We start from the raw sequence: 23854 nt of genomic DNA, 5'->3' as shown, positions 1-23854 counted from the left end.
ACAGCGGCTGTGCTGGGGGGCGCCGGCTCACCCCCCGGCGCGCGCGGCCGCGCGGGCCTGCGGCATCTCCGCCAGCTCGGGCAGGGCGAAGTAGAACAGGCTGCCGCCCTCGGGCCGCGGTGCATAGCCGATGCGGCCGCCCTGCTGCTCGATCAGCGCCTGGGAGATGGCGAGGCCGAGCCCGGTGCCGCCCTTGGCCCGCCGGTCGGAGCCATCCGCCTGGGCGAAGCGGGAGAACAGCTTGGGCCGGAACTCCTCCGGCACGCCGGGGCCGTGATCGGCGACTTCCAGGCGCAGCCAGCCGGCCTCGCGCTTCAGGGTCAGCGCCACCTCGCCCTCGCGCGGGGAGAATTTGGCGGCGTTCGACATCAGATTGGTCAGCACCTGCATGATGCGGCCGGAATCGGCGCGCACCCAGCCCTCCTCCGGGCTGGCGGCGATGCCGAAGCGCACCCCGTGCTGGCGCGCATAGGCCTCATTCGCCTCCACCGCCTGGCGCAGCAGCGCCGCGAGGTCGAGTTCGGCCATGTCGAAGGTCATGCTGCCGCTCTCGATCTTCTGGATGTCGAGAATGTCGTTGACCAGCAGCACCAGCCGCTCGCTGTTGCCGAGCGCGATGTCGAGCAGCCGCCGCGCCGCATCCGGCATCGGCCCCAGCCGGCCGGAGGCGACCAGGCCGAGCGAGCCGCGGATCGAGGTCAGCGGCGTGCGCAGCTCATGGCTGACGGTGGAGACGAACTCGTCCTTCAGCCGGTCGACGCGCCGCCGCTCGCTGATGTCGCAGAGCACCGCCATCTCCAGCCTGCGGCCCTCGATCACCATCTCGCTGCGCGCCATCTCCAGCGGCACCACGCCGCCCTTGCGGTGCCGGCCGTCGAATTCCCAGGTGGCGCGGGCGGCGGGCTGGCCATCGCCGGTCTCCACCGCGCGCAGCGCGTGCAGATCGCCGGCGACGAGGGCGGAGAAGGGCCGGCCGATGATCTCCTGCGGGCTGAAGCCGAGCAGGCGCTGCAGCGCCGGATTGGCGGATTCGATGATCTCACCGGGGCCGAGGATCAGGATCGGGTAGATCGCCTGCTCGAACATGGCGTGCAGCCGCGCCGCCTGCGCCGCCACCTCGCGCTGCGCCGCGTGCAGCTCGGCGGTGCGGTCGGCGACGCGCTGCTCCAGCGTGTCGTGCAGCGCCTCCAGATGCGCCAGCATGGCGCGGAAGGCTTCCGACAGCACGCCGATCTCGCCGGCCTGGCCCTGCGGCACGGCATGGCGCAGCCCGCCGGTCTCGGTCACCGCGCGGGCCACCTCGGCCAGCCGCACCAGGGGCCGCGCCAGGCGCCGCCCCAGCAGCAGGGCGATGCCGAAGATCGCCAGCAGCACGGCGCCGCCGATCCCGGCCAGCAGGCGGAACAGCTCCACCATCGGGGCAAGGGCGGCGCGCCGGTCATGCTCCATGCGCAGGCCGAGCCAGAGCCGGTTCAGCGGCGTCTCCAGCGGCAGGGGCTGCTCCACCCGCAGGCTTTCCTCCAGCGGCGGCGAGGCGCCGATGGCGGCGATCGGCTCGCCCTCGGCGACCAGCGAGAAGCGCCGCTCGGGCGAGGCGGTGAGCTGGCTGCGCAGCAGCCGTTCGCCGTCGATCAGCGCCACCAGCATGCCCTCGGTCAGCCGGGTGAAGGGGCTGACCACGGGCAGCGCCACCAGCAGGCGCGGCCCGTCCGGCGCGGTGTGCAGCCCGGCCTGGCCGAGCCCGTGCATCACCCGCTCGATCCAGCGCGCGCCGCGGAAGCTTTCGGGCATCGGGTCGCGGCCATGCAGCAGGCGCTGCCCCTCATAATCATAGAGGCCGATGGCGACGCCCTCGGTCAGGCCATAGCTCTGCAGCAGCGGCAGGAAATAGGTCTCGCGCCCGACGCTGTCGACCACCGCCGTCTGCGCCAGGCTGCTGGAGGAGAGGATCACCAGATTGGCGGCGATGGCGTTGATCTGCAGCGCCACGCGCTGCGCCTGCAGCGCGGCCAGCGATTCCTCCTTCTCCCGCACATCCTCCAGCAGATGGTGATGGATGAAGGCCAGGCTGATGCCGCCGGTGACGCCGACCAGCGCCAGGCCCAGCAGCACGGTCAGCAGCATGATCTGCCGCGCCAGGCCCAGCCGGCGCAGCAGCCGCCCCATCGCGCCGGGCGATGGCGGCGCGCTGGCCGGGCTCATACCGCCAGCTCCTCGAACACCCCGCCCGGGCGCAGCCGGCCCAGCCGCACATCCTCAAGCCCCAGCGCCTCGTGCCGGCCGGGCGCGAAGGGGCGCGGATAGTGGCGCAGCAGCCCGGCATGGTCGGTGACGCCCTCCAGCGCGGCGCGCAGCCCGGCCGGCCGCGTCTCGCCGGCGAGGGCGACGGCACGGGCCAGGATGTGCACCAGGTCGTAGCTGTGCACGAAGCCGGCCAGCGCCGGAATGTCGGACAGCCGCTCCACCCCGAACAGGCGGCGCGCGGTGCGCAGCGCGCGCTCCTGCTGCGCGGCCGCCAGGCGCCCGGGCAGCACGGTGGTCACCGCCTCCACATCCAGCACCGCCAGCGGCGCGTCGATCTGCCGCGGATAGGCGGCATTGCCGAAGATCGACCAGTGCGACAGCAGCGGCAGGCGCTCCGTCTCGGGCAGCGCGGCCATGCGGCGCAGCAGCGCCAGCAGCTGCCGCTCCAGCGCCACCAGCACCACCGCATCGACACTGCCGCGGCGCAGGCCGATATACTGGTCGAGGATGCCCTCATCGGTGAGGTTGTGCCACAGCACCTCGATCTCCGGCGCGTCGGGCTGCTGCCGCGCGGCCGCCAGCAGCGCCGCATGGCTGCTGCGGCCCCAGGCATTGTTCAGCACCAGCAGCGCCAGGCGCCGCCAGCCGCGCTGCGTGGCGCGCGCCAGCAGCCGCTGCATCGCCCAGCGGTCGCGCATCGACAGGCGGAAGACCTGGTCCTCCGGCACCGCCGGGTCGCGGATCTCCTCCACCGCCGACCAGGGCAGCAGCAGCGGCAGGCCCAGACGGTTGGCCAGCCCCGCCATTTCCTGCGCCGTCGGCGCCAGCTGGCCGCCCAGCACCGCGGTCATGTCCGGCAGCGCCGCCAGCTCCAGGAAGGCGCGCGCCGCGCGCGCCGGGCTGCCGCGATTGTCGCGCAGCTCCAGCTCCACCGGGCGGCCGCCGAGCAGCCCGCCCGCCTCGTTGATCTCCTCGATGGCGCAGAGCGCGCCGCGGCGGATGGCGTCCGCGGCGGCGCTGCTGGCGACGCCGAACTCGGCATCGATGCCGACCAGCACCGGCATCGGCGCCTGGGCGCGGGCACGGCGCGGCGCCAGGCCGCCGGCGAGCGCCGCGCCCGCCCAGGCACCCAGCGCGCGGCGCGGCAGCGGACCGGCCAGCGGACCGGCGGGCGGAGATCGCTCAGCGTTCACGGAAGGCCTCGTCGAGGGAGCGGTAGATCGGCGCCAGCAGGTAGTTCAGCAGGCTGCGCTCGCCGGTGCGGATATCGGCCAGCACGGTCATGCCGGAGCTGATGCGCGCCTCCGGCCGCTGCCCGACATGGTCGGCCGCCAGGGCGATCTCGGCCTTGTAGAAGGGCGTGCCCTGGGAGTCGCGGAAGGAGGAGGGCGAGACCCGCGACACCGTGCCGGCGATGCTGCCGAAGCGGGTGTAGTCATAGGTCAGCACCTTCACCGCGACCGGCTGGCCGGGGCGGATATAGCCGATGTCACGGGTCGAGATGCGCGCCTCCACCCGCAGCGCCCCGTCGCTCGGCACGATGTCGAGGATGGTGGTGCCGGGGGCGATGACGCCGCCGATGGTCCGGGTCTGCAGCCCCTGCACCGTGCCGCGCACCGGCGCGGTGATGCGCAGCCGGCCGACCCGGTCCTCGACGCGCTGGATCGCCTGGCGCAGCTCGGCGGTGTCGGCGGTGACCTTGCCCAGCTCGCTGATCAGCTCGGCGCGGTAGCGGCTCTCCAGCTCGGCCAGGCGCGACTGCGCCTCGCCCAGCGCCTCGGCCAGGCGCAGCGCATCCTGGCGCAGACCGTTCTGCGCGCCCTCCATCCGCGCCAGCTCGCGCTGGTATTCCAGCAGCTGGAAGCGCGGCGACAGCCCGCGCGAGACCAGGTCGGCGCGGCCATTCACCTGTTCGCGCAGATAGCCGATCTGGCTCTGCATCGAGGCGGACTGGCTCTCCAGCGTCGCCATCTCGGCGCGGCGCATCTCGATCTGCCGCTCCAGCACCTCGCGCTGGCGGGCATGGCTGAGCCGGCGGGCACGCAGCATCGCCCCCTCGCTCTCCACCAGGTCGCGATAGGCGTCGGCGGCGCCGCCGGGCAGCTCGTCGCGGTCCTGCAGCGCCGCGGCCAGCTGGGCGCTGCGCAGCGTCAGCGCCGCCAGCCGCGAGCGCAGCTGCGCCAGCTCCGGCTCGGCGAGGCCGGCGGAGAGTTCGAGCAGCAGCTGCCCCTCCTCCACCGCATCGCCCTCGGCCACCAGCAGGCGCGCCAGGATGCCGCCCTCCAGATGCTGCACATGCTGCACCGAGCCCGCCGGCATCACCTCGCCCGAGCTCACCGTGATCTCGGCCACCGGCATCAGCGCCGCCCAGCCGAGCCCGCCGCACAGCCCGGCGCCGATCAGCCCGATGACGGCCAGCGACAGGCGGCTGACGCCGCGCGCCTCGAACAGGCTGGCGGCGGTGATGCGCTCCTCGCCGGTCAGCAGCCGCGCCAGCAGCGCGGTGGGGGCGTGGGGTCTGAGGGCGGTGCTCATCGGCGGCTGGCCTCCAGGCGCTCGGCCAGGGCGCGCGGCGTGCCGTCGAAGGCCAGCGCCCCCTGCTGCAGCACCAGCACGCGGTCGCAGGCCTCGATCAGTTCGGGTTGGTGGGTCACCAGCAGCACGGTGCTCTCGCTGCGCCGGCGGTCCAGTTCGGCCAGCAGCGCGGCGCGGCTGTCGGCATCGTGGCAGGGCGGCTCGTCCAGCAGCAGCACGCGGGCCGGCAGCAGATGCAGCCGGGCCAGCCAGAGCCGCTCCTGGAAGCCGGCCGGCAACGTGTCGCAGGGGGTGTCGAGCCCGAGCGGCAGCGCGTCCAGCGCCGCCGCCAGCCCGGCCTGGCGGCAGGCCTCGCGCAGCGCCGCCTCCTCGGCCGCCGGGCGGCCCAGCCGCAGCAGCGCGGCGAGGCTCAGCGGCAGGCGCGGCGGCTCGGCCGCGACCAGGGCCAGGCTGCGGCGCAGCGTGGCCGGGGCGATCTGCCGCAGATCCATGCCATCCAGCAGCACCGCGCCCATCTGCGGCGTCGCCAGCCCGCAGAGCAGCCGCAGCAGGGTCGATTTGCCGCCGCCGCCCGGGCCGGTGACGGCGACGCGCTGCCCCGCCGCCAGCTCGGCCGAGACGCCGTTCAGCGCCGGCGCGGCGGCGCCCGGATAGGTGACGACCAGCTGCGACAGGGTCAGCCGCCCGGCGCTGCCCAGCCGCGCATTGGCGGCCGAGGGCCGGCTGGCGGCAGAAGGCTCGGGCGGCAGCGCCATCAGCGCCTCCAGCGAGCGCTGCGCGCCGCGCAGCTCGGCCAGTCGGGCGATGGCGCCGAGCGCGCTGGAGAGCGGCGCCAGCATGCGCCAGACCAGCGCCATGACGGCGACCAGCGTGCCGATGCTCAGCGTCTGGTGGATGGCCAGCGCGGCGCCGGCGCCCAGGGTGGTGACGGCGGCCAGCGTCGTCAGCCCCTGCGCCGCATTCTGCGCCAGGCCGCGCAGCCTGGCCTCGGCCAGCCCGGCCTCGGCCATGGCGGCGGAGGCCTGGCGGAAGCGCTCCAGCCAGACCGGCTCCTGGCCGCGCGCCTTGATCTCCGGCAGCAGGCCGCTGAATTCGCGCTGCACCGCCTGGAAGGCGGCGGCGGCCTCGGCCTGGCGGCGCGCCGCGCCCTGGCCGCGGCGCAGCAGCTGCCAGGCCAGCGCGCCGCCCAGCAGCAGCACCGCCAGCGGCCCCAGCACCAGCCAGCCGGACAGCGCCGCCAGCAGCAGCAGGTAGAGCAGGGCGAAGGGCATCTCCAGGCAGGCCAGCGCCAGCGGGCCGAACAGGAAGCCGCGCAGCGCCTGCGCCTCGTTCAGCCGGGCGGCGGCGGCGGCGGGCGGGGTGCGGTCCAGCAGTTCGGCCGGCAGGCGCAGCAGCGCCGCCAGCAATTCCAGCCCGGCGCGCAGCTCGAAGCGCGCCGCCAGATGGCCGAGGGCGACGCTGCGCAGCAGCCGCAGCAGCGCATCGAGCCCGAGCGCCAGCGCCGCGCCGAGCGCCAGCGGCGGCAGCAGCGCGATGTCGCGCGCCGCCAGCACCTGGTCATAGACCGCCATGCTGAACAGCGGCAGCGCCATGCCGAGCACATTGCTGGCCAGGGTCAGCCCGCCCAGCAGCAGCAGCGCCTGGCCGGCGGCGCCGCGCAGCAGGCCGCGCCAGCGCGCCAGCCCCTCCTGCGCCGCCGGCGCCAGCTGGGCGAAGCGGCCGCGCCGCGCCGTGGCCGGGGGCGGGCGCGTGGCGCCACTGACCGGGTCCAGGCAGGTGACGCCGCCCTCCTCCGGGATCAGCACGCAGACCGGCTCGCCCGGCGCCTCGAACAGGCCGGGCCGGCCGAGGCGCAGCGCCTCCGCCAGCCGCAGCTGGGTGACTGCGAGCTCCAGGCCCAGCGCCTGGGCGGCGGCGCAGCAGCGCTCGAAATCCAGCGGCGCGCCGGCCAGGCCGGCCGAGAGATTGCCGGCGGCCTCGGCCACCTGCTCCGGCCGGCCGACCCAGCCCAGGCTGTTCAGCAGCCCGGTCAGCCCGACCGGCAGCGCCTCCGCCCCCGCCGGGCAGGAGGCGGCCAGCGGCGCCGAGGGGATGTAGAAGGGCAGTGTCGTCATGGGCCGGGCACCAGCGGCACCAGCCGCCCCTCCTGCACCACCCAGCGCTGGTCGGCGAGCTTCTCCAGCGCGGCGCTGCCACTGGCGGCGACGATGGTGGCGCGCCCCTTCAGCCGCTTCAGGAAGCCGGCCAGGCGCAGCTGCGCGGTGGCATCGAGCGTCGCCTCCGCCTCGTCCAGCAGCAGCAGGCGCGGCCGGCCGGACAGCGCCCGCACCAGCCCCAGGCTCTGGCGGATCTGCGGCGGCAGGTTGCGGCCGCTGGCATCCAGCCGCGTCTCATAGCCGCCGGGCAGCCGCTTCACCGCCGCCTCCAGCCCGAGCAGGAAGCAGAGATACTGCGCCTCCGCCTGGCGCTCGGAATCGCCGAACTCGGTCAAATTCTCCATCAGGCTGCCCTCCATCAGCGGCGCCTCGCGCCCGACCAGCGCCGCCTGGCGGCGCAGCGCCGGGGCGTTGTGCGGGCCGAAGAGGGTGTCGCCGAAGCGGATCTCGCCCGCCGCCGGCTCCTCCAGCCCGAGCAGGGCGGCCAGCAGCAGCGAGGCCTCGCCCTGCCGCCCGGGGCGGATCACCGCCATGCCGCCGGCCGGCAGGTCGAGCGTCACCTCGCGCAGCAGCGGCGTGCCATCGGCGCGGTCCAGCCGCAGGGCGCGCAGCTGCAGCGCCCCCTGCGGCGCGGCGCCGGGCGGGGCGGCGATGTCCTCGCAGGCCAGCGCCGAGAGCTGGCGCAGCGTGGCGGCGGCGGCGCGCGCCTCGTGCCAGCCCTGCATCGCCGCCAGCGCCGATTGCAGCGGCTGCAGCGCCCGGCCCGAGAGCAGGGTGCAGGCGGCCAGCCCGCCCATGGAGAGCCGCCCATCCAGCACCAGCAGCGCGCCGACGCCGATCATCAGCGCCACCTGCAGCTGGCTGAACAGCGCCGCCAGCTCACGCTGGAAGGCGGCGTGCTGCAGCAGCGGGCGCAGCGCCGTGGCCTGCTCCTGCTGCAGCGGCCGCAGCCGGGCCAGCAGCGCCAGCTCCGCCCCCAGCAGCTTGGCGCCGCCGAGCTGCGCGAAAATCCCTTGCAGCGCCGCGTCGCGCGGCCGCGTCGCCTCGCGCAGCCGGGCGGCGGCCCTGTCCTGCGCCCGGCCGGTGGCCCAGGCCAGCAGCAGGAACAGCGCGATGCCGGCCATCGGCACCCAGACCAGCCGGCCGCCGATCACCACGATGAGGCCGAGGAAGAGCAGCGCGAAAGGCAGGTCCACCAGGCATTGCTGGCGCTGCGCCGCGGCGGCGCGCAGGGTGCGCTGCGCCGCCAGCGCCTCGGCCAGGGCGTCCGGCGGCAGGGCGCGCAGGGCGGCGGGGCGGGCGGCCAGCAGCCCGGCCACCAGCCCCTGCCGCGCCGCATGCTCTTCCCGCGCCGTCAGCCCGGCCAGCAGCGCGCCGCGCGCCGCGCGCAGAACCACCTCCAGCAGCAGGGCGAGGCCGAGCCCGGCCAGCAGCACCAGCAGGGTCTGGCTGCTGCCATTCGGCACGATGCGGTCATAGACATGCAGCACCGCGACCGGCACGGCGAGGGAGAGCAGGTTCAGCTGCAGCGCGGCGAAGGGCACCGCCAGCCCGGCCAGGCGCGACGGGAGCAGATCGGGCAGGCTCGGGCGGCGGGCGGTCTGGCTGGGCATGCGGGGCGGCTCGGTCTCGCGGCGGTTCTACGCGAATTTCGCAATCGCCCAGATTGGCGTTTGGTATCCGCGGAGCCTCAATGTTGTGGTTTCGGCGCCGCCCGCCCGGTCTCGCCGCAGAGCAGGTAGCCGCTGCCGCGGATGGTGCGGATGCGCACCGGCTGGCCCGGCAGCTGCGCCAGCTTGCGGCGCAGCCGCACCACCAGGATGTCGATGCTGCGGTCGAAATACTCCCAGCCGCGGCCGGTGACGGCCCGCATCAGCCGGTCGCGGTCCAGCACCTCCCCGGGATGCGCCAGAAGCTGCTCCAGCAGGCTGCATTCCGCCTGGGTCAGGCCGATGCCGGCGCCGCCATGCGGCGGCTGCAGCTGGCGCCGGGCGCGGTCGAGCCGCGGCCAGGCGGCGGCCGGCGCGGCCGGCGGCGGCGCCCCCGCCGGGGCGGCCTGGGCGGCGCAGCGGCGCAGCACGGAGCGGATCCGCGCCAGCAATTCGCGCGGGTCGAAGGGCTTCAGCACATAATCATCGGCGCCAAGCTCGAGCCCCACCACGCGGTCGACCTCGCTGCGCCGGGCGGTGATCATGATCAGGCCCACGCCGGAGAAGCCGCGCAGCGCGCGCAGCACGGCGAAGCCATCCTCCCCGGGCAGCATCAGGTCGAGCAGCACCAGCGCCGCCGGCGCCTCGCGCATGCGGGCCAGCGCCTCCGCCCCGGCGGCGGCGATCGCCACCTCGAAGCCCTCGGCGGTCAGATAGGCCTCCAGCAGGGCGGTGATGTCGGGGTCGTCATCGACCACCAGGATGCGCGTCTGCGGCGGCATGAGCACGCCTCGTCTCCCACGGTTCGGCGTACATTTTCGCAACAATTCATGCCTAGGGGTGAATGCCGGTGTCTGTCATTTTTCGCCCAGGTGTCACGACTGCGCGCGATGCCCCAACCGACCCCCGCGGCGCCTTCCCGCGCCGCCTGCGCCATTTGCGATCGACGAGGACGAGCATGAGCGACCGGCCCCCCTCCGCCCCCGCCCCCGACGCCCCGCAGGAGCAGGATGCCGCCCTGCCGCTCGCCGAGGAGGGGGCGCCGCGCCGCCTGCGCACCGACGACATGACCAGCCTGCACACCGGCAGCCGCGACAGCTATCTCGGCATCACCGAGGAGGGACGCACCGGCCGCGCCGGACGCGGGCCGGAACTGCCCGCCATGGCGGCGCCCGAGCCCGCCCAAGCGCCGGCGCCGCTGCCGGCTGCCACGCCACAGACGGCTGCCGCCGCCCCGATCGCCCCGGATCTGCCGAACACCGCCGCCACTTCCCGCCCGGCCGAGCCGCTGCCGGCCGGCGCGGCCCCCGCCGAGGCCGCGCCCCGCACCGTCCCGGCGGCGCCGCCGGCGGAGACCCAGCCGGCCGGCGCGGCGCGGGCCGAGGCGGCGGCACCCGGCCTGGCGATTCCTGCGGTGCCGGCGGCCGGCGGCGGGGCGGCGGCCGAGAGCCGTTCGGCGGGCGCCGAGACCGGTAACACGGGCGTCGCCAGCCCGGCCGCGGCGGGTTCCGCGCCGGTGTCCGGCGGCACTGGTGCCGGCCGCGACGCACCGGCCGCGACCCAGGCCGAGCCGGCGACCTCCCTGCCGGAGGCGGGCGCGCCCTTGACCACGCCGGGCGGCAGCGGTTCCGGCGCGGCGCCGACGACGCCGGGGAGCGGCACGAACTCGCCCGTGTCGGGCGGCGGCTCCACCGGCGGTGACCCGCCGGCTGCCGCGCAGCCCGATCCGACCGGCACCACACCAAACGAGGGTGGTCCCTCCACCGCGCCCGGCGGCGGCAATTCCGGCTCGGGGCCGACGACGCCGGGGAACAGCACCATCCCGCCCGCCTCGGGCGGCGGTTCCGCTGGCGGCGATCCGCCGGTGGCCACGCAGCCCGACCCGACCGGCACCACGCCCGGCGAGGGCGGTTCCTCCACCGCGCCCGGCGGCGGTAATTCCGGCTCGGCGCCAACGACGCCGGGGAACAGCACCATCCCCCCCGCCTCGGGCGACGACTCCGCCGGTGGTGACCCGCCGGTGGCCGCGCAGCCCGACCCGACGGGCACCACGCCGGGCGGGGGCGGTTCCTCCACCGCGCCCGGCGGCAGCAATTCCGGCTCGGGGCCAACGACGCCGGGGAACAGCACCATCCCCCCCGCCTCGGGCGACGACTCCGCCGGTGGTGACCCGCCGGTGGCCGCGCAGCCCGACCCGACGGGCACCACGCCCGGCGGGGGCGGTTCCTCCACCGCGCCCGGCGGCGGCGGCAATTCCGGCTCGGGGCCAACGACGCCGGGGGACAGCGCCATTCCGCCCGTGTCGGGCGACGACTCCGCCGGTGGTGACCCGCCGGTGGCCGCGCAGCCCGACCCCGCGGGCACCACGCCCGGCGGGGGCGGTTCCTCCACCGCGCCCGGCGGCGGCGGCAATTCCGGCTCGGGGCCGACGACGCCGGGGGACAGCGCCATTCCGCCCGTGTCGGGCGACGACTCCGCCGGTGGTGACCCGCCGGTGGCCGCGCAGCCCGACCCCGCGGGCACCACGCCCGGCGAAGGCGGCTCCTCCACCGCGCCGAGCGGCGGCGGCAATTCCGGCTCGGGGCCGGTGACGCCGGTGGAGAACACGACGCCGCCCGTTTCGGGCGACGGTTCCCCTGACCACACGCCGCCAGTCGCCTCCCAGCCCGATCCCGTCGCCACCCCGCCGGCCGGAGACGGATCCGCCGCGGCGCCCGCGGTGGGCGCTGGCTCCAGCACGGCACCAGCGACACCGGACTCGTCTGCGACCTCGCCCGCTGCCGGGGGTGGCGCCGGCGATGCCGGCACGCCGGTCGCCGCGCAGCCGGACGCCGGCACCGCCGCGCCCGGAGACACCGGCGCCTCCATCCCGGCCAGCGGCGGTGGGTCCGCCACGGCGCCCGTGCTGCCGGGCGACGGCACGACCGCGCCGGGCTTGGGCGGCGACACGCCGGCCGCCGCGCAGCCCGGCAGCAACGCTGCCGCGCCCGCCGACACCGGCGCCTCCGTCCCGGTCAGCGGCGGTGGGTCCGCCACGGCGCCGATGACGCCCGCTGACACCGCAGCAACGCCAAATTCGGGCGGCATTGCTGGCGGCGACGATGCGCCCCTTGCCGCCCAGCCCGATCCCGGCGCCGCCGCGCCCGATGGCAGCGGCGGGCCCGCCGCAGCGCCGGGCGTGCCGGGCGACGTGGCTTCGCCCATTGTGGACGGCGGAGCGGGGGATGGCAGCGCGCCGGTTGCGGCGGCGCCGACTCCGATCCCACCGACCGAAAGCGGGTCCCCTGTCGCGCCCGGCGGCAGCGACGGCCCGAGCCCGGCGCCGGTGAGTTCGGGCGAGGCCTCCACCGCCCCGCTCGAGACCGCGCCCATAGCCAGCGCGCCGATCGCCGCGCCGGCGGATGCATCGGGCCCGGCACCTGCCATCGGCGATGGCACGGCTTCTCCCCCGGTGATGGCGGCCCCCGATCCGGCGCCGGTCGCCGGGGATGGGGGCGCCCCCACCAGCCCGGATCCCGCCCCGCCCGTGGCGGGCGGCGCGTCCGGCGACAGCCCTGTTTCGGCCGACCCGGTGCCGGGCGGCATGACGGGCGGCGATCCTCTGCCTCCGCTCGGAGACGGCGCAGCGGCCGGGGGCCAGGCTGCGGCCCCGGCCCAGCCCGTCGCCGGCGATGGTGCGGTGCCGGACCCGACCCCCACGCCGGCCGAGGCGGCAGCGCCCCCGGCGCCGGCCACCCCGCCGGTCGCCGCGGATCCGTCCCCGACGACGCCGGACGCGCCCCTCGGCGCCACCCCGGCGCAGCCGGAGGCCGGCACACCGGCTGACGGCGCTCCTGCCACGGTGCCGGCCCAGGCCGCCGATCCCATCGGTCAGGATCCCGGCCCCGCCGCGCCGGTGAGCGGCGGCACCCCGGCCCCGGACGCGCCGGTGCCGCCTGCGGAGCCCGTTTCCGCCGGCACGCCCACGCTGCCGGCCGATGGGCTGCCATCGAATGGCGGCGCGGCCCAGCCTCCACAGGCGGCCGCTCCGCCGGCCGCTGCCGATCCGGCGATACCGGCCGCCAACGGAACGCCGAGCCCGGCCCAGCCGGACCCGGCGCCCCCCGGGGCCGCGCCGTCGACCCCGCCCGTCGAGGCGGCCATGCCGGCCGATGGCGGTTCGGCTGCCTCCGCTCCGGCGAGCACCACGCCCGGTGGGGCGGCGGCGCCAGCCACGCCCCCCGTTGAGGCAGCGCCTTCCACGCCGGTGGCCACCGAGGGCGCCGCCCCGACATCGCCCGCCGATCCGGCGCCGCTGCCGGCCAATGGCGGCGCAGGCCCTGACGCGCCGGCCGCGCCAGGCGGTGCGTCGCCGCCCAGCCCGGCGCAGCCCGACCCTGTCCTGGCCGCACCCGACCCGGGTGCCAGCGGCGGCCAGCCCGCGGTGACGCCCGTCGCCGATCCAGAAGCGCCCGCGCCCGCCGCCACGGCGCCGGCCGACCCAGCGCCCGCCACCCCGCCCGCGGCCGACCCGGCCCCGGCCGTGGCCTCCGGCCCCGGCGCCGCCGATCCGCCACCCGCCACCCCACCGGTGGACAGCGGCATCGGCTCCTCGCCCCCCTCCGGCACGGCGGAGCCGCCTGTCCCGGCCACGCCGCCCGCCGATCCGGCACCGGCCCCGGTGCCGGTCGAGGCCGGCGGCACAGCCACGCCGCCCGCCGACCCGCCAGCGACGCCCGAGCCGAGCGCCGGCCTGCCTGCCCTGCCGGCCATCGACCCTGTGAACCCTGCCAGCCCGACTGTGCCGGCGCTGACTCTCCCTGGCGGGGCAGTCACCGCGCTGGAAGATGCGGCCATCGCCCTGCCCATCGCCCTCGGCCCGCTGGCCGTCAGCGAGAGCGCCAGCATCACCATCTCCGGCCTCGGTGCCGGCGCCAGCCTCTCCGCCGGCACTCAGAATGCCGATGGCAGCTGGACGCTGACCGCCAATCAGCTGGCGGGCCTGACGCTCACCAGCGCCAATCCGGGCAGCCAGCAGCTGCAGATCGGCATCACCGTCACCGACAGCGTCTCCGGGACCAGCGCCACCACCAGCGCCAGCCTCAATGTGCAGGTGCTGAACCGCGCCGAGATCCCGGCCCTCACTTTGCCGGGCGTGGCGCTCACCGCGCTCGAGGATGTGGCGCTGGCCCTGCCCATCGCGCTCGGCCCGCTGGCCGCCAGCGAGAGCGCCAGCATCACCATCTCCGGCCTCGGCGCCGGTGCCAGCCTCTCCGCCGGCACCCACAATGCCGATGGCAGCTGGACGCTGACCGCCAATCAGCTGGCCGGGCTAACGCTCACCAGCGCCAATCCGGGCAGCCAGCATCTGCAGATCGGCGTCACCGTCACCGACAGCGTCTCCGGGACCAGCGCCACCACCAGCGCCAGCCTCGATGTGCAGGTGCTGAACCGCGCCGAAATCCCGGCGCTCACCCTGCCGGGCGTGGCGCTGACCGCGCTCGAGGATGTCGCGCTGGCCCTGCCCATCGCGCTCGGCCCGCTCGCCGCCAGCGAGAGCGCCAGCATCACCATCTCCGGCCTTGGCGCCGGTGCCAGCCTCTCCGCCGGCACTCAGAATGCCGATGGCAGCTGGACGCTCACCGCCAATCAGCTGGCGGGCCTGACGCTGACCAGCGCCAATCCGGGCAGCCAGCATCTGCAGATCGGCATCACCGTCACCGACAGCGTCTCCGGGACCAGCGCCACCACCAGCGCCAGCCTCGATGTGCAGGTGCTGAACCGCGCCGAGATCCCGGCCCTCACTTTGCCGGGCGTGGCGCTGACCGCGCTCGAGGATGTGGCGCTGGCCCTGCCCATCGCGCTCGGCCCGCTGGCCGCCAGCGAGAGCGCCAGCATCACCATCTCCGGCCTCGGTGCCGGCGCCAGCCTCTCCGCCGGCACTCAGAATGCCGATGGCAGCTGGACGCTCACCGCCAATCAGCTGGCGGGCCTGACGCTCACCAGCGCCAATCCGGGCAGCCAGCAGCTGCAGATCGGCATCACCGTCACCGACAGCGTCTCCGGGACCAGCGCCACCACCAGCGCCAGCCTCAATGTGCAGGTGCTGAACCGCGCCGAGATCCCGGCCCTCACTTTGCCGGGCGTGGCGCTGACCGCGCTCGAGGATGTGGCGCTGGCCCTGCCCATCGCGCTCGGCCCGCTCGCCGCCAGCGAGAGCGCCAGCATCACCATCTCCGGCCTTGGCGCCGGTGCCAGCCTCTCCGCCGGCACTCAGAATGCCGATGGCAGCTGGACGCTGACCGCCAATCAGCTGGCCGGGCTGACGCTGACCAGCGCCAATCCGGGCAGCCAGCATCTGCAGATCGGCATCACCGTCACCGACAGCGTCTCCGGGACCAGCGCCACCACCAGCGCCAGCCTCGATGTGCAGGTGCTGAACCGCGCCGAGATCCCGGCCCTCACTTTGCCGGGCGTGGCGCTGACCGCGCTCGAGGATGTGGCGCTGGCCCTGCCCATCGCGCTCGGCCCGCTCGCCGCCAGCGAGAGCGCCAGCATCACCATCTCCGGCCTTGGCACCGGTGCCAGCCTCTCCGCCGGCACTCAGAATGCCGATGGCAGCTGGACGCTGACCGCCAATCAGCTGGCCGGGCTGACGCTGACCAGCGCCAATCCGGGCAGCCAGCATCTGCAGATCGGCATCACCGTCACCGACAGCGTCTCCGGGACCAGCGCCACCACCAGCGCCAGCCTCGATGTGCAGGTGCTGAACCGCGCCGAGATCCCGGCCCTCACCCTGCCGGGCGTGGCGCTGACCGCGCTCGAGGATGTGGCGCTGGCCCTGCCCATCGCGCTCGGCCCGCTGGCCGCCAGCGAGAGCGCCAGCATCACCATCTCCGGCCTCGGTGCCGGCGCCAGCCTCTCCGCCGGCACCCAGAATGCCGATGGCAGCTGGACGCTGACCGCGCAGCAGCTCGCCGGGCTGACGCTGACCAGCCCCGATCCGGGCAGCCAGCATCTGCAGATCGGCATCACCGTCACCGACAGTGTCTCGGGGACCAGCGCCACCACCAGCGCCAGCCTCGATGTGCAGGTGCTGAACCGTGCCGAGATCCCGGCCCTCACCCTGCCGGGCGTGGCGCTCACCGCGCTCGAGGATGTGGCGCTGGCCCTGCCCATCGCGCTCGGCCCGCTGGCCGCCAGCGAGAGCGCCAGCATCACCATCTCCGGCCTCGGCGCCGGTGCCAGCCTCTCCGCCGGCACCCACAATGCCGATGGCAGCTGGACGCTGACCGCGCAGCAGCTCGCCGGGCTGACGCTGACCAGCCCCGATCCGGGCAGCCAGCATCTGCAGATCGGCATCACCGTCACCGACAGTGTCTCGGGGACCAGCGCCACCACCAGCGCCAGCCTCGATGTGCAGGTGCTGAACCGTGCCGAGATCCCGGCCCTCACCCTGCCGGGCGTGGCGCTCACCGCGCTCGAGGATGTGGCGCTGGCCCTGCCCATCGCGCTCGGCCCGCTCGCCGCCAGCGAGAGCGCCAGCATCACCATCTCCGGCCTTGGCGCCGGTGCCAGCCTCTCCGCCGGCACTCAGAATGCCGATGGCAGCTGGACGCTCACCGCCAATCAGCTGGCGGGCCTGACGCTGACCAGCGCCAATCCGGGCAGCCAGCATCTGCAGATCGGCATCACCGTCACCGACAGCGTCTCCGGGACCAGCGCCACCACCAGCGCCAGCCTCGATGTGGCGACGCGCGCCGGGGCACCCAGCCTGGGCCTGCCGGCGGCGCAGATCGTCGGTGTCGAGGATGGGCTGATCGCCTTCCCGGTCTCGGTCGGCTTCAGCAATCTGCTGCAGACGGCCAGCCTGACCGTGCAGGGGCTGGCAGCGGATGCGACGCTGGTCGGCGGCACGCACAATGCCGATGGCAGCTGGAGCATCTCCGGCCTGAACCTGGCCGGGCTCGGCGCGCTGGCGATCATCGCGCCGACGCCCGGGACCAGCACGCTGCACATCACCGCCAGCACCTATGACCCGCTGCTGGCCGGCGCGCTGGGCCAGGCGCTGGGCTTCAGCGCCTCCTCCGAGGGCGATGTGACGCTGAAGGTGCTGCACCGCGCCGAGGCGCCGACCCTGAACCTGCCCGGGCTCGCCACCATCGGCAATGAGGACCAGGCCTTCAGCCTGCCGATCTCGGCCGGGCTGCACGCCTCCACCGAGAAGATCAGCTCGGTGCGGCTGACCGGGCTGCCCAGCGGCGCCTCGCTGACGCTTGGCACCAAGGATCTGCTGACCAATGACTGGACGCTGAGCGCCAGCGACCTCGCCCAGGTGAAGCTGCTGGGGACCAAGCCGGGCACCACCACCCTCGGCATCACCGTCAATGTCACCGATGTGGAATCCAACACCCATGCCAGCAGCAGCGGCAGCTTCGCCGTCAAGGTGCAGAACACCGCCGATCCGGTCGGCATCAACCTGCCGCTGCTGGCGACGGTGAACGCCAAGGCGGGGCTCGCCACCTCGCTCGGCATCTCGCTGGGCACGATGGAGGCGACCGAAAGCGCCTCGCTGCGGATCAGCGGGCTGGCGACGGGGGCCACGCTCAGCAGCGGCACGAAACAGGCCGATGGCAGCTACCTGCTGACGCAATCTCAACTTTCGGGTCTCAAGATCACGCCGTCCAACGGCACGGACATGACGCTGTCCATCACCGCCACGGTGACCGACAGCGTCACGCACACCAGCGCCGTCACGGATACCAGCCTGTTCATCAATGCCTATACGGGGCTGCTGCCCTGAGGCAGCCCAGCCCCGCGGAGCGCGCAGGAATGAGTAGTAGTACGGACCCATCGCCTGCGCGCATCCGCCTGCTGATCGCCGATGATTCCATGTTCATGCGCATGGCCATCGGCGCCATCTGCGAGATGCATGAGGAGATCGAGATCGTCGGCGAGGCCGAGAACGGCGCCGAGGCGGTGGAGCTGGCCCAGGCGCTGCAGCCCGACATCATCACCATGGATCTCGACATGCCGGAGATGGACGGGCTGACCGCCACGGCCCGCATCCGCAGCGATGCCGCGACCCGCATCATCGTGCTGAGCAGCCTGAGCGAGCATGGCGGCGAGCTCAGCCGCCGCGCGCTGGAGGCCGGGGCGGTGGAATGCCTGTGCAAATCGGATTCGGCGCTGGATGTCGATCTCGGCACCGTCGCCCAGCGCATGGTGGAGCGCATCCTGCACTGGGCGGCGCAGCCGGCGCCGCCGCCGCTGGCGGCCGGGCTGGCGGGGCCGGGCTGATGCCGGATATCAGCGCCCGCGCCGCCATCGCCGCCGCCAAGCTGGCGGCCCTGCGCGAAAGCTACCGGGAGGAGCTGCCGCAGCGCCTGGAGGAGATCCTGGCGGCCTGGCGCCACTATGATGGCGCCCCCTCCCCCGAAGGGCTGCTGGCCATGCGCCGCCTGGTGCACAAGCTGGCCGGCACGGCCGGGCTGTTCGGGCTGCGGGAGCTGGGCCAGCACGCCATGGCGCTGGAATTGCTGCTGGACCACACGATGCGCGCCACCCCGCCGGCGCGGCCGGCGGTGGAGTGCCAGGTTAACCAGCAGCTGGCCATGCTGTGCCGGGTGGCGGAGGCGGCGCTGCTGGCCACGGGCGAGGCACCGTCCTGAAGCAAGGCCTGAGAGGCAGCGCCTGAGGGCCTGGGCAGGCCCGGGGGTTCAGCCCCGCCGGGCGCGGCCGCCGGACGGCGCGCTCAGTTGCACCAGGGGCAGAGCAGGCCCTGCAGCCCGCCGGGCGGCAGGCGGCGCCGGGCCGCGACGCTCCAGCCCAGCATGCGCCGCGCCTCCTCATTGGCCAGCGGCTGGGCGGCCAGCGCGTAGCGGGCGGGCGGCCAGGGCAGGATGGCGGCGGCGCCGGGCTGCAGCGCGCGGCGCAGCGCCATGGGCAGCACCGCCCCCACCAGCTCCGGCGGGCCGAGCAGCGGCACCCCCGGCCTCGTCGATCACCAGCAGCTGGGTGGCCTCCGATTCCGGCTGCAGCCGCGCGGCCACCTGCGCCGCCCAGCGCCAGTCGACATGCCCGGCCAGCACGCCCAGCAGCACCCCATCCGGCCCGTGCAGCGGCAGGGCGATGTCAAGGAAGCGCAGCACCCCCTCGCCGCGATAGGGCAGCATCTGCGCCAGCAGCAGCACGTCATGCACATCGCCGAAATAGCGGCCCTTCAGCCCGCCGCGGAACCAGGGCCGGGCGGAGAGATCCGCCCCCACCAGCAGCCCGCCCGTGGCGGCCAGGGCGCGGCCCTGCCGGTCGGTCACGCCGATCCAGGCGAAGAGCGGCTCGGCCCGCTGCAGCCCCTCCAGCCGCGCCTGCAGCGCCGGCGCATCCTGGGCTTGCAGGTCCAGCCCGGCGGCCAGCGCCTGCATGCGCTGCATCATCGTTTCCAGCTCGCCGGAGAGGGCGGCGGTGTAGCGGCCGGCCAGCTGGCCGGCCTCGCGCAGCGCCACGGCCTCCCGCAGCTCGCGCAGCGCCAGGGCGCCGGCGCCGAGCAGCAGCACCGCGGCGGCCAGCACCGCCAGCAGGCGGCGCGCCCTGGCGGGTCGCGCCGGGGCGGGGGAGGCGTCCGCCGGCAGGGCGGTAGCCGGCTCAGCCGCCATGCGCGGCGTGCTCGGCGAAATGGTCGCGCAGCTGCGTCGCCAGCTCCAGCGGGTCGAAGGGCTTGGCGATCACCGCCAGCGCGCCGAGATCGAGGTAATTCTGCCGCTCCGGCCCCTGCACCTTGGCGGTCATGAAGATCACCGGAATGGCCCGGGTCGCCGGCTCGGCGCGCAGCGCGGCCAGGATCTCCGGCCCGGTCATGCTGGGCAGCATGACGTCGAGCAGGATCAGCTGCGGCGCCAGCGTGGCGGCGTCGCGCAGGAAGCTCGGCCCATCCTCGAACAGCGCCACCTCCAGCCCGCCCACCGTCTCCAGCGCGATGCGCGCGACCTCGCGGATATCGGCATCATCCTCGACATAGGCGACATGCAGCAGATCGGCCGACATTGGGGGCTCCGGCGGGGTGGTCCACCTTGCTAGGCGGGGCGGCTTAACAAAGCCCTAGGCGAGGGTGCCGCGCCGCCCCGCGCACCCTTGACCGCCCGGGCGCGATCTGCGCCGATCCGCCCATGGAGCCCGAAAACCCCCTGCTCGCCCCCTGGGACAGCGCCTTCGGCCTGCCCCCCTTCGACCGCATCCGCCCCGAGCATGTCCCGCCCGCCTTCGCCGCGGCGATCGAGGAGCATCGCGCCGAGATCGCCGCGATCGCCCACGACCCCGCCCCGCCCAGCTTCGCCAACACGGTGGAGGCGCTGCAGCGCAGCGGCCGCGCCCTGCGCCGGGTCGGCGACGTGTTCGGCAATCTGGTGGTCAGCCTGGGCGGCGCGGCGCTGGAGGCGCTGGACCGCGACTGGGCGCCGCGCCTGGCGCAGCACCGCATGGCAGTGGCCCTCGACCCCGCGCTCTTCGCGCGCATCGACGCGCTGCACCGGCAGCGCGACAGCCTCGGCCTCGACCCCGACCAGCTCCGCCTGCTGGAGCGGCTGCACCTGACCCGGCTGCGCAGCGGCGCTGGCCTGCCCGAGGCCGGCCGCGCCCGCATGGCCGCCATCACCGAACGCCTGGCCGGGCTCTACACCAGCTTCGGCCAGAATGTGCTGCAGGATGAGCGCAGCTGGTCCCTGCCCCTGCCCGAGGCGGCCGTGGCCGCGCTGCCGGATTTCCTGCGCGAGGGGCTGGCCCAGGCCGCCGCCGCGCGCGGCCTGCCGGGCCATGCGCTGACCCTGTCGCGCTCGCTGATCGAGCCCTTCCTCGCGCTCTGCCCCGACCGCGCGCTGCGCCGCCAGGCGCACCAGGCCTGGATCTCGCGTGGCTATCATGATGGCGCGCAGGACAATCGCATTCTGGTGCCGGAGATCCTGGCGCTGCGGGCGGAGCGGGCGAAGCTTCTGGGCTACAGCGATTTCGCCGCGTTCCGCCTGGCCGACAGCATGGCCGGCAGCGTCGCCGCGGCCGAGGCCCTGCTGCAGGAGGTATGGCAGCCGGCGCTGGCGCGCGCGGCGGAGGAGCGCGACCGGCTGCTGGCCCGCGCCCGGCGCGACGGTTTCGAGGGGCCGCTGGAAGCCTCCGACTGGCACTATTATGCCGAGCGGGTGCGGCAGGAGGATTACGCGCTGAGCGAGGCGGCGCTGAAGCCCTACCTGCCGCTGGAACGGATGCAGCAGGCGGCCTTCGACACCGCCTCCCGCCTGTTCGGGCTGCGCTTCGTGCCGCGGCCGGACCTGCCCACCTACCATCCGGATGTCGTCATCCATGAGGTGCAGGATGAGCAGGGCCATGTCGGCCTGTTCCTGGCCGATCCCTTCGCGCGGCCGGACAAGCGCTCCGGCGCGTGGATGAGCAGCTATCGCGAGCAGGAGGCGATGGACACGCCGGTCTCGGCCATCGTCGTCAACAACAACAATTTCGCCCGCGCCGAGCCGGCCCTGCTCAGCCATGACGATGCCACGACGCTGTTCCATGAATTCGGCCATGCGCTGCACGGGCTGCTCAGCCGGGTGCGCTACCCGGCGCAATCCGGCACCGCGGTGCGGCGTGATTTCGTCGAGCTGCCCTCGCAGATCTATGAGCACTGGATCGGCCTGCCGGAGATGCTGCGCCGCTACGCGCTGCACCACCAGGATGGCACCCCGATGCCGGAGGCGATGATCGCGCGGCTGAAGGAATCGGAGCTGTTCAACCAGGGCTTCGCCACGGTGGAATATGTCGCCTCGGCGCTGATTGACCTGGCGCTGCACCGCCATCCGGACCCGGCCAACCTCGACATCGAGGCCTTCGAACAGGGCTTCTTGGCGGAGATCGGCATGCCGCCGGAGATCGGGCTGCGGCACCGCCCGGCGCATTTCCAGCATCTCTTCGCCGGCGAGGGCTATGCCGCCGGCTACTATTCCTACCTCTGGTCCGAGGTGCTGGACGCCGACGGCTTCGAGGCCTTCGAGGAGGCCGGCGATCCCTTCGACCCCGCGGTCGCGGCGCGGCTGAAGACGCTGCTCTCCGCCGGCGACAGCCAGGACCCGATGGCGCTCTACATCGCCTTCCGCGGCCGCCCGCCCTCCAGCGCCGCGCTGCTGCGCGGGCGGGGGCTCGCCGCCTGAGGAGCCAGGGCCGCCGCCCGGCCAGCGGGCGGCGGCCGGCCCGGCGTCACTCGACGCGGATGCCGCCTTCCTGGATCACCGGCGCCCAGCGATCATGCTCGCGCTTCAGGAAATCGGCGAATTGCTGGCGCGGACCCGCGACCACATTGCCCGCCTGGTTCTCCTCCACCGTGCGGCGCACCTCGGGCAGGGCGGCGATGCGGTTGAACACCTCGTTGATGCGGTCGGCCAGGGCCGGGTTCATGCCCGGCGGCGCGGCGACGCCGTACCAGATGGCGACGTCGAAGCCGGGGATGGTGTCGCGCAGCAGCGGCGCCTCGGGTGCCTGCGGGCAGGGTCCGCCGCCCATGGCGATGACGCGCAGCTGCCCGCCGCGCACCATGCCGAGCACGGAGGAGAGCGTCGGGAAGCAGAACTGCGTCTCGTTGCGCATCACCGCCAGCGCGGTTTCCGAGCCGCTGCGATAGGGGATGTGCACCATGCTGATCTTCGCCTGCCGCTCCAGCAGCGCCATGAACAGATGGCTGCCATTGCCGACCCCGGCCGAGGCATAGACCAGGCTGTCCGGCCTGGCGCGCGCCGCCTCGATCAACTCGGAGACGGTCTTCTGCGGCACCTGCGGATTGGCCACCAGCGCCGCGTGCAGATTGGCGCCATGCATGATCGGGGTGAAGCCGGTCATCGGGTCGTAGCTGAGCTGGCGGTTCAGCAGCCTGCCGATGGCGTTGGCGCCGATATCGGCCATCATCAGCGTGTAGCCATCGGCCGGCTGGCCGGTGACATAGGCGCCCGCCACCATGCCGCCGGCGCCGGAGCGGTTCTCGATCACCAGCGGCTGGCCATTGGCGAATTCGGGAAAGCGCGCGCCGAAGCTGCGCGCCAGCGTGTCCACCGCGCCGCCGGCGCCGAAGGGCACCACCATGCGCACCGGCCGGTCCGGCCAGGCGGCGGCGGCGCTGTTGCCCAGCGCCGGGCGCGACAGCCCGCCCAGCAGCGGCGCCAGCGCCAGCCCCGCCGCGGCGCCAAGCAGGCCGCGGCGGCCGGGAAGCGGCGGATTCAGGTTCTTTGTTGTTGTCATTGGACGTTCCTCGCTCGATCAGGGGCAGGCGAGGCGCGGCCGGCGCCCTGCCACCGGCCGCGCCGGCGGCTCATTCGGCGGCGCGCGTCTCCGGCCGGGCCCAGCGGCGGTCGAACTCCCACACCTCCGGGAAGCCCATCAGCTCGTTCATGCGCGCGAAATCGTAGATGACCTCCGCGCCCAGCCCATGCGTCACGCCATGCTCGCGCAGATGCGCGTAGGAGCGCTCCAGCGCCGCCGCCACGGTGAGGAAACCCAGCGCCGGATAGATGGCGATGTCATAGCCGATGGCAGCCAGCGTCTCGGCGGAGAGGATCGGCGTGCGGCCGCCGCCATCGACATTGTTGGCCAGCAGCGGCGCGTCGATCTCCTGGCCGATGCGCTTCATCTCGTCCTCGGTCTCCGGGCTCTCGATGAAGACGATGTCGGCGCCGGCGCGGCGGTACAGCTTGCCGCGGCGGATCGCCTCCTCCAGGCCGAGGCCGGTGCGCGCATCGGTGCGGGCGATGATCAGGAAATCCTCGCTCTTGCGCGCCTCCACCGCGACCTCGATCTTCAGCGCCATCTCCTCGGCCGGGATGACGCGGCGGCCCGGGGTGTGGCCGCATTTCTTCGGCACTTCCTGGTCCTCGAGCTGGATCGCGGTGATGCCGGCCTCCTCATAGCCCATCACCGTGTGGCGGACATTGAGCAGCCCGCCATAGCCGGTGTCGGCATCGGCGATCACCGGCGTGCTCGACATGCGCGCGAAGCGCCCCATGCGCGAGACCATGTCGCTATAGGTCGCGATGCCGGCATCCGGCACGCCGAGATGCGAGGCCACCGTGCCATAGCCCGTGGCGTAGAGCGCCTGGAACCCCATGCGGTCGGCGATGCGGGCAGAGATCATGTCGTGGATGCCCGGCGCGACGACGAACTGCTTCGCCGCCAGCGCGGCCTTCAAACGCTTGTCTGCCATTTTTCTTCCCGTTGGGTTCGGAACGTGGGGAGGTGGGACGCTGGGTGACCAGAAGGGGAGTGGGT

Annotated in this window: 14 protein-coding genes; 4 read left to right on the top strand and 10 right to left on the bottom strand. The window is 74.7% G+C overall.

Annotated elements, in window-relative coordinates; all coding sequences use genetic code 11:
• Positions 1-27 precede the first annotated feature (27 nt).
• From QE401_RS02985 to QE401_RS02960, 6 genes are all read right to left on the bottom strand, one after another.
• Positions 28-2202: a sensor histidine kinase gene (locus QE401_RS02985; RefSeq protein ID WP_307136781.1), complete on the bottom strand. Its 2175-nt coding sequence runs from the start codon at positions 2200-2202 to the stop codon at positions 28-30.
• Positions 2199-3437 carry an ABC transporter substrate-binding protein gene (locus tag QE401_RS02980; RefSeq protein WP_307136780.1) on the bottom strand — a complete coding sequence of 413 codons (1239 nt, stop codon included), beginning with the start codon at positions 3435-3437 and terminating at the stop codon, positions 2199-2201. Before QE401_RS02980 ends, QE401_RS02985 begins: the two co-directional genes overlap by 4 nt.
• Positions 3427-4779, bottom strand: a complete 1353-nt coding sequence (locus QE401_RS02975) for an HlyD family type I secretion periplasmic adaptor subunit (RefSeq protein ID WP_307136779.1) — start codon at positions 4777-4779, stop codon at positions 3427-3429. Before QE401_RS02975 ends, QE401_RS02980 begins: the two co-directional genes overlap by 11 nt.
• Complete coding sequence (locus QE401_RS02970) at positions 4776-6893, bottom strand: ABC transporter ATP-binding protein (RefSeq protein ID WP_307136778.1); 2118 nt, start codon at positions 6891-6893, stop codon at positions 4776-4778. Before QE401_RS02970 ends, QE401_RS02975 begins: the two co-directional genes overlap by 4 nt.
• Positions 6890-8548, bottom strand: coding sequence for an ATP-binding cassette domain-containing protein (locus tag QE401_RS02965; RefSeq protein ID WP_307136777.1), 1659 nt, complete (start codon positions 8546-8548; stop codon positions 6890-6892). The genes QE401_RS02970 and QE401_RS02965 overlap by 4 nt, the downstream gene beginning before the upstream one ends.
• Positions 8549-8625: 77 nt before the next feature.
• Complete coding sequence (locus QE401_RS02960) at positions 8626-9366, bottom strand: response regulator (protein ID WP_307136940.1); 741 nt, start codon at positions 9364-9366, stop codon at positions 8626-8628.
• Positions 9367-9542: 176 nt separating this feature from the next.
• Here QE401_RS02960 and QE401_RS02955 point away from each other — a divergent pair, with 176 nt between their 5' ends.
• From QE401_RS02955 to QE401_RS02945, 3 genes are read left to right on the top strand one after another with little or no spacing between them, the layout of a single operon-like run.
• On the top strand, positions 9543-17366 hold the full coding sequence (locus tag QE401_RS02955; protein WP_307136776.1) for a hypothetical protein: 7824 nt from the start codon (positions 9543-9545) through the stop codon (positions 17364-17366).
• 29 nt (positions 17367-17395) lie between these two features.
• Complete coding sequence (locus tag QE401_RS02950; protein WP_307136775.1) at positions 17396-17863, top strand: response regulator; 468 nt, start codon at positions 17396-17398, stop codon at positions 17861-17863.
• On the top strand, positions 17863-18234 hold the full coding sequence (locus QE401_RS02945) for an Hpt domain-containing protein (protein WP_307136774.1): 372 nt from the start codon (positions 17863-17865) through the stop codon (positions 18232-18234). Before QE401_RS02950 ends, QE401_RS02945 begins: the two co-directional genes overlap by 1 nt.
• A 177-nt stretch (positions 18235-18411) precedes the next feature.
• On the opposite strand, the gene QE401_RS02940 is transcribed toward QE401_RS02945, so the two are convergent.
• Together QE401_RS02940 and QE401_RS02935 are read right to left on the bottom strand one after the other, a co-directional pair.
• Positions 18412-19218 carry a PDC sensor domain-containing protein gene (locus tag QE401_RS02940; RefSeq protein WP_307136773.1) on the bottom strand — a complete coding sequence of 269 codons (807 nt, stop codon included), beginning with the start codon at positions 19216-19218 and terminating at the stop codon, positions 18412-18414.
• Positions 19208-19606: a response regulator gene (locus QE401_RS02935; RefSeq protein ID WP_307136772.1), complete on the bottom strand. Its 399-nt coding sequence runs from the start codon at positions 19604-19606 to the stop codon at positions 19208-19210. Before QE401_RS02935 ends, QE401_RS02940 begins: the two co-directional genes overlap by 11 nt.
• Positions 19607-19728: 122 nt before the next feature.
• Here QE401_RS02935 and QE401_RS02930 point away from each other — a divergent pair, with 122 nt between their 5' ends.
• Positions 19729-21753 (top strand): M3 family metallopeptidase, encoded by a 2025-nt coding sequence (locus tag QE401_RS02930; RefSeq protein ID WP_307136771.1) that lies wholly within the window; start codon positions 19729-19731, stop codon positions 21751-21753.
• Between the two features lie 46 nt (positions 21754-21799).
• Here QE401_RS02930 and QE401_RS02925 read toward each other — a convergent pair whose 3' ends face one another.
• Positions 21800-22831 (bottom strand): Bug family tripartite tricarboxylate transporter substrate binding protein, encoded by a 1032-nt coding sequence (locus QE401_RS02925; protein ID WP_307136770.1) that lies wholly within the window; start codon positions 22829-22831, stop codon positions 21800-21802.
• Positions 22832-22901: 70 nt separating this feature from the next.
• Positions 22902-23789 carry an isocitrate lyase/PEP mutase family protein gene (locus QE401_RS02920; RefSeq protein WP_307136769.1) on the bottom strand — a complete coding sequence of 296 codons (888 nt, stop codon included), beginning with the start codon at positions 23787-23789 and terminating at the stop codon, positions 22902-22904.
• Positions 23790-23854 lie beyond the last annotated feature (65 nt).

This window comes from Pseudoroseomonas cervicalis, from assembly GCF_030818485.1.
In the GTDB taxonomy this organism is placed as follows: Bacteria; Pseudomonadota; Alphaproteobacteria; order Acetobacterales; family Acetobacteraceae; genus Pseudoroseomonas; species Pseudoroseomonas cervicalis_A.
The sequence above is the reverse complement of the archived record's forward strand: the minus strand, read 5'-3'. Positions and strand labels throughout refer to the sequence as shown.

Excerpts from the sequence above, each read along its gene's own strand:
- QE401_RS02930 (WP_307136771.1), top strand. The coding sequence starts at position 19,729 with ATGGAGCCCGAAAACCCCCTGCTCGCCCCCTGGGACAGCGCCTTCGGC.
- QE401_RS02985 (WP_307136781.1), bottom strand. The coding sequence starts at position 2,202 with ATGAGCCCGGCCAGCGCGCCGCCATCGCCCGGCGCGATGGGGCGGCTG.
- QE401_RS02975 (WP_307136779.1), bottom strand. The coding sequence starts at position 4,779 with ATGAGCACCGCCCTCAGACCCCACGCCCCCACCGCGCTGCTGGCGCGG.
- QE401_RS02920 (WP_307136769.1), bottom strand. The coding sequence starts at position 23,789 with ATGGCAGACAAGCGTTTGAAGGCCGCGCTGGCGGCGAAGCAGTTCGTC.
- QE401_RS02940 (WP_307136773.1), bottom strand. The coding sequence starts at position 19,218 with ATGGCGGCTGAGCCGGCTACCGCCCTGCCGGCGGACGCCTCCCCCGCC.
- QE401_RS02945 (WP_307136774.1), top strand. The coding sequence starts at position 17,863 with ATGCCGGATATCAGCGCCCGCGCCGCCATCGCCGCCGCCAAGCTGGCG.
- QE401_RS02970 (WP_307136778.1), bottom strand. The coding sequence starts at position 6,893 with ATGACGACACTGCCCTTCTACATCCCCTCGGCGCCGCTGGCCGCCTCC.
- QE401_RS02950 (WP_307136775.1), top strand. The coding sequence starts at position 17,396 with ATGAGTAGTAGTACGGACCCATCGCCTGCGCGCATCCGCCTGCTGATC.
- QE401_RS02955 (WP_307136776.1), top strand. The coding sequence starts at position 9,543 with ATGAGCGACCGGCCCCCCTCCGCCCCCGCCCCCGACGCCCCGCAGGAG.
- QE401_RS02925 (WP_307136770.1), bottom strand. The coding sequence starts at position 22,831 with ATGACAACAACAAAGAACCTGAATCCGCCGCTTCCCGGCCGCCGCGGC.
- QE401_RS02960 (WP_307136940.1), bottom strand. The coding sequence starts at position 9,366 with ATGCCGCCGCAGACGCGCATCCTGGTGGTCGATGACGACCCCGACATC.
- QE401_RS02935 (WP_307136772.1), bottom strand. The coding sequence starts at position 19,606 with ATGTCGGCCGATCTGCTGCATGTCGCCTATGTCGAGGATGATGCCGAT.
- QE401_RS02965 (WP_307136777.1), bottom strand. The coding sequence starts at position 8,548 with ATGCCCAGCCAGACCGCCCGCCGCCCGAGCCTGCCCGATCTGCTCCCG.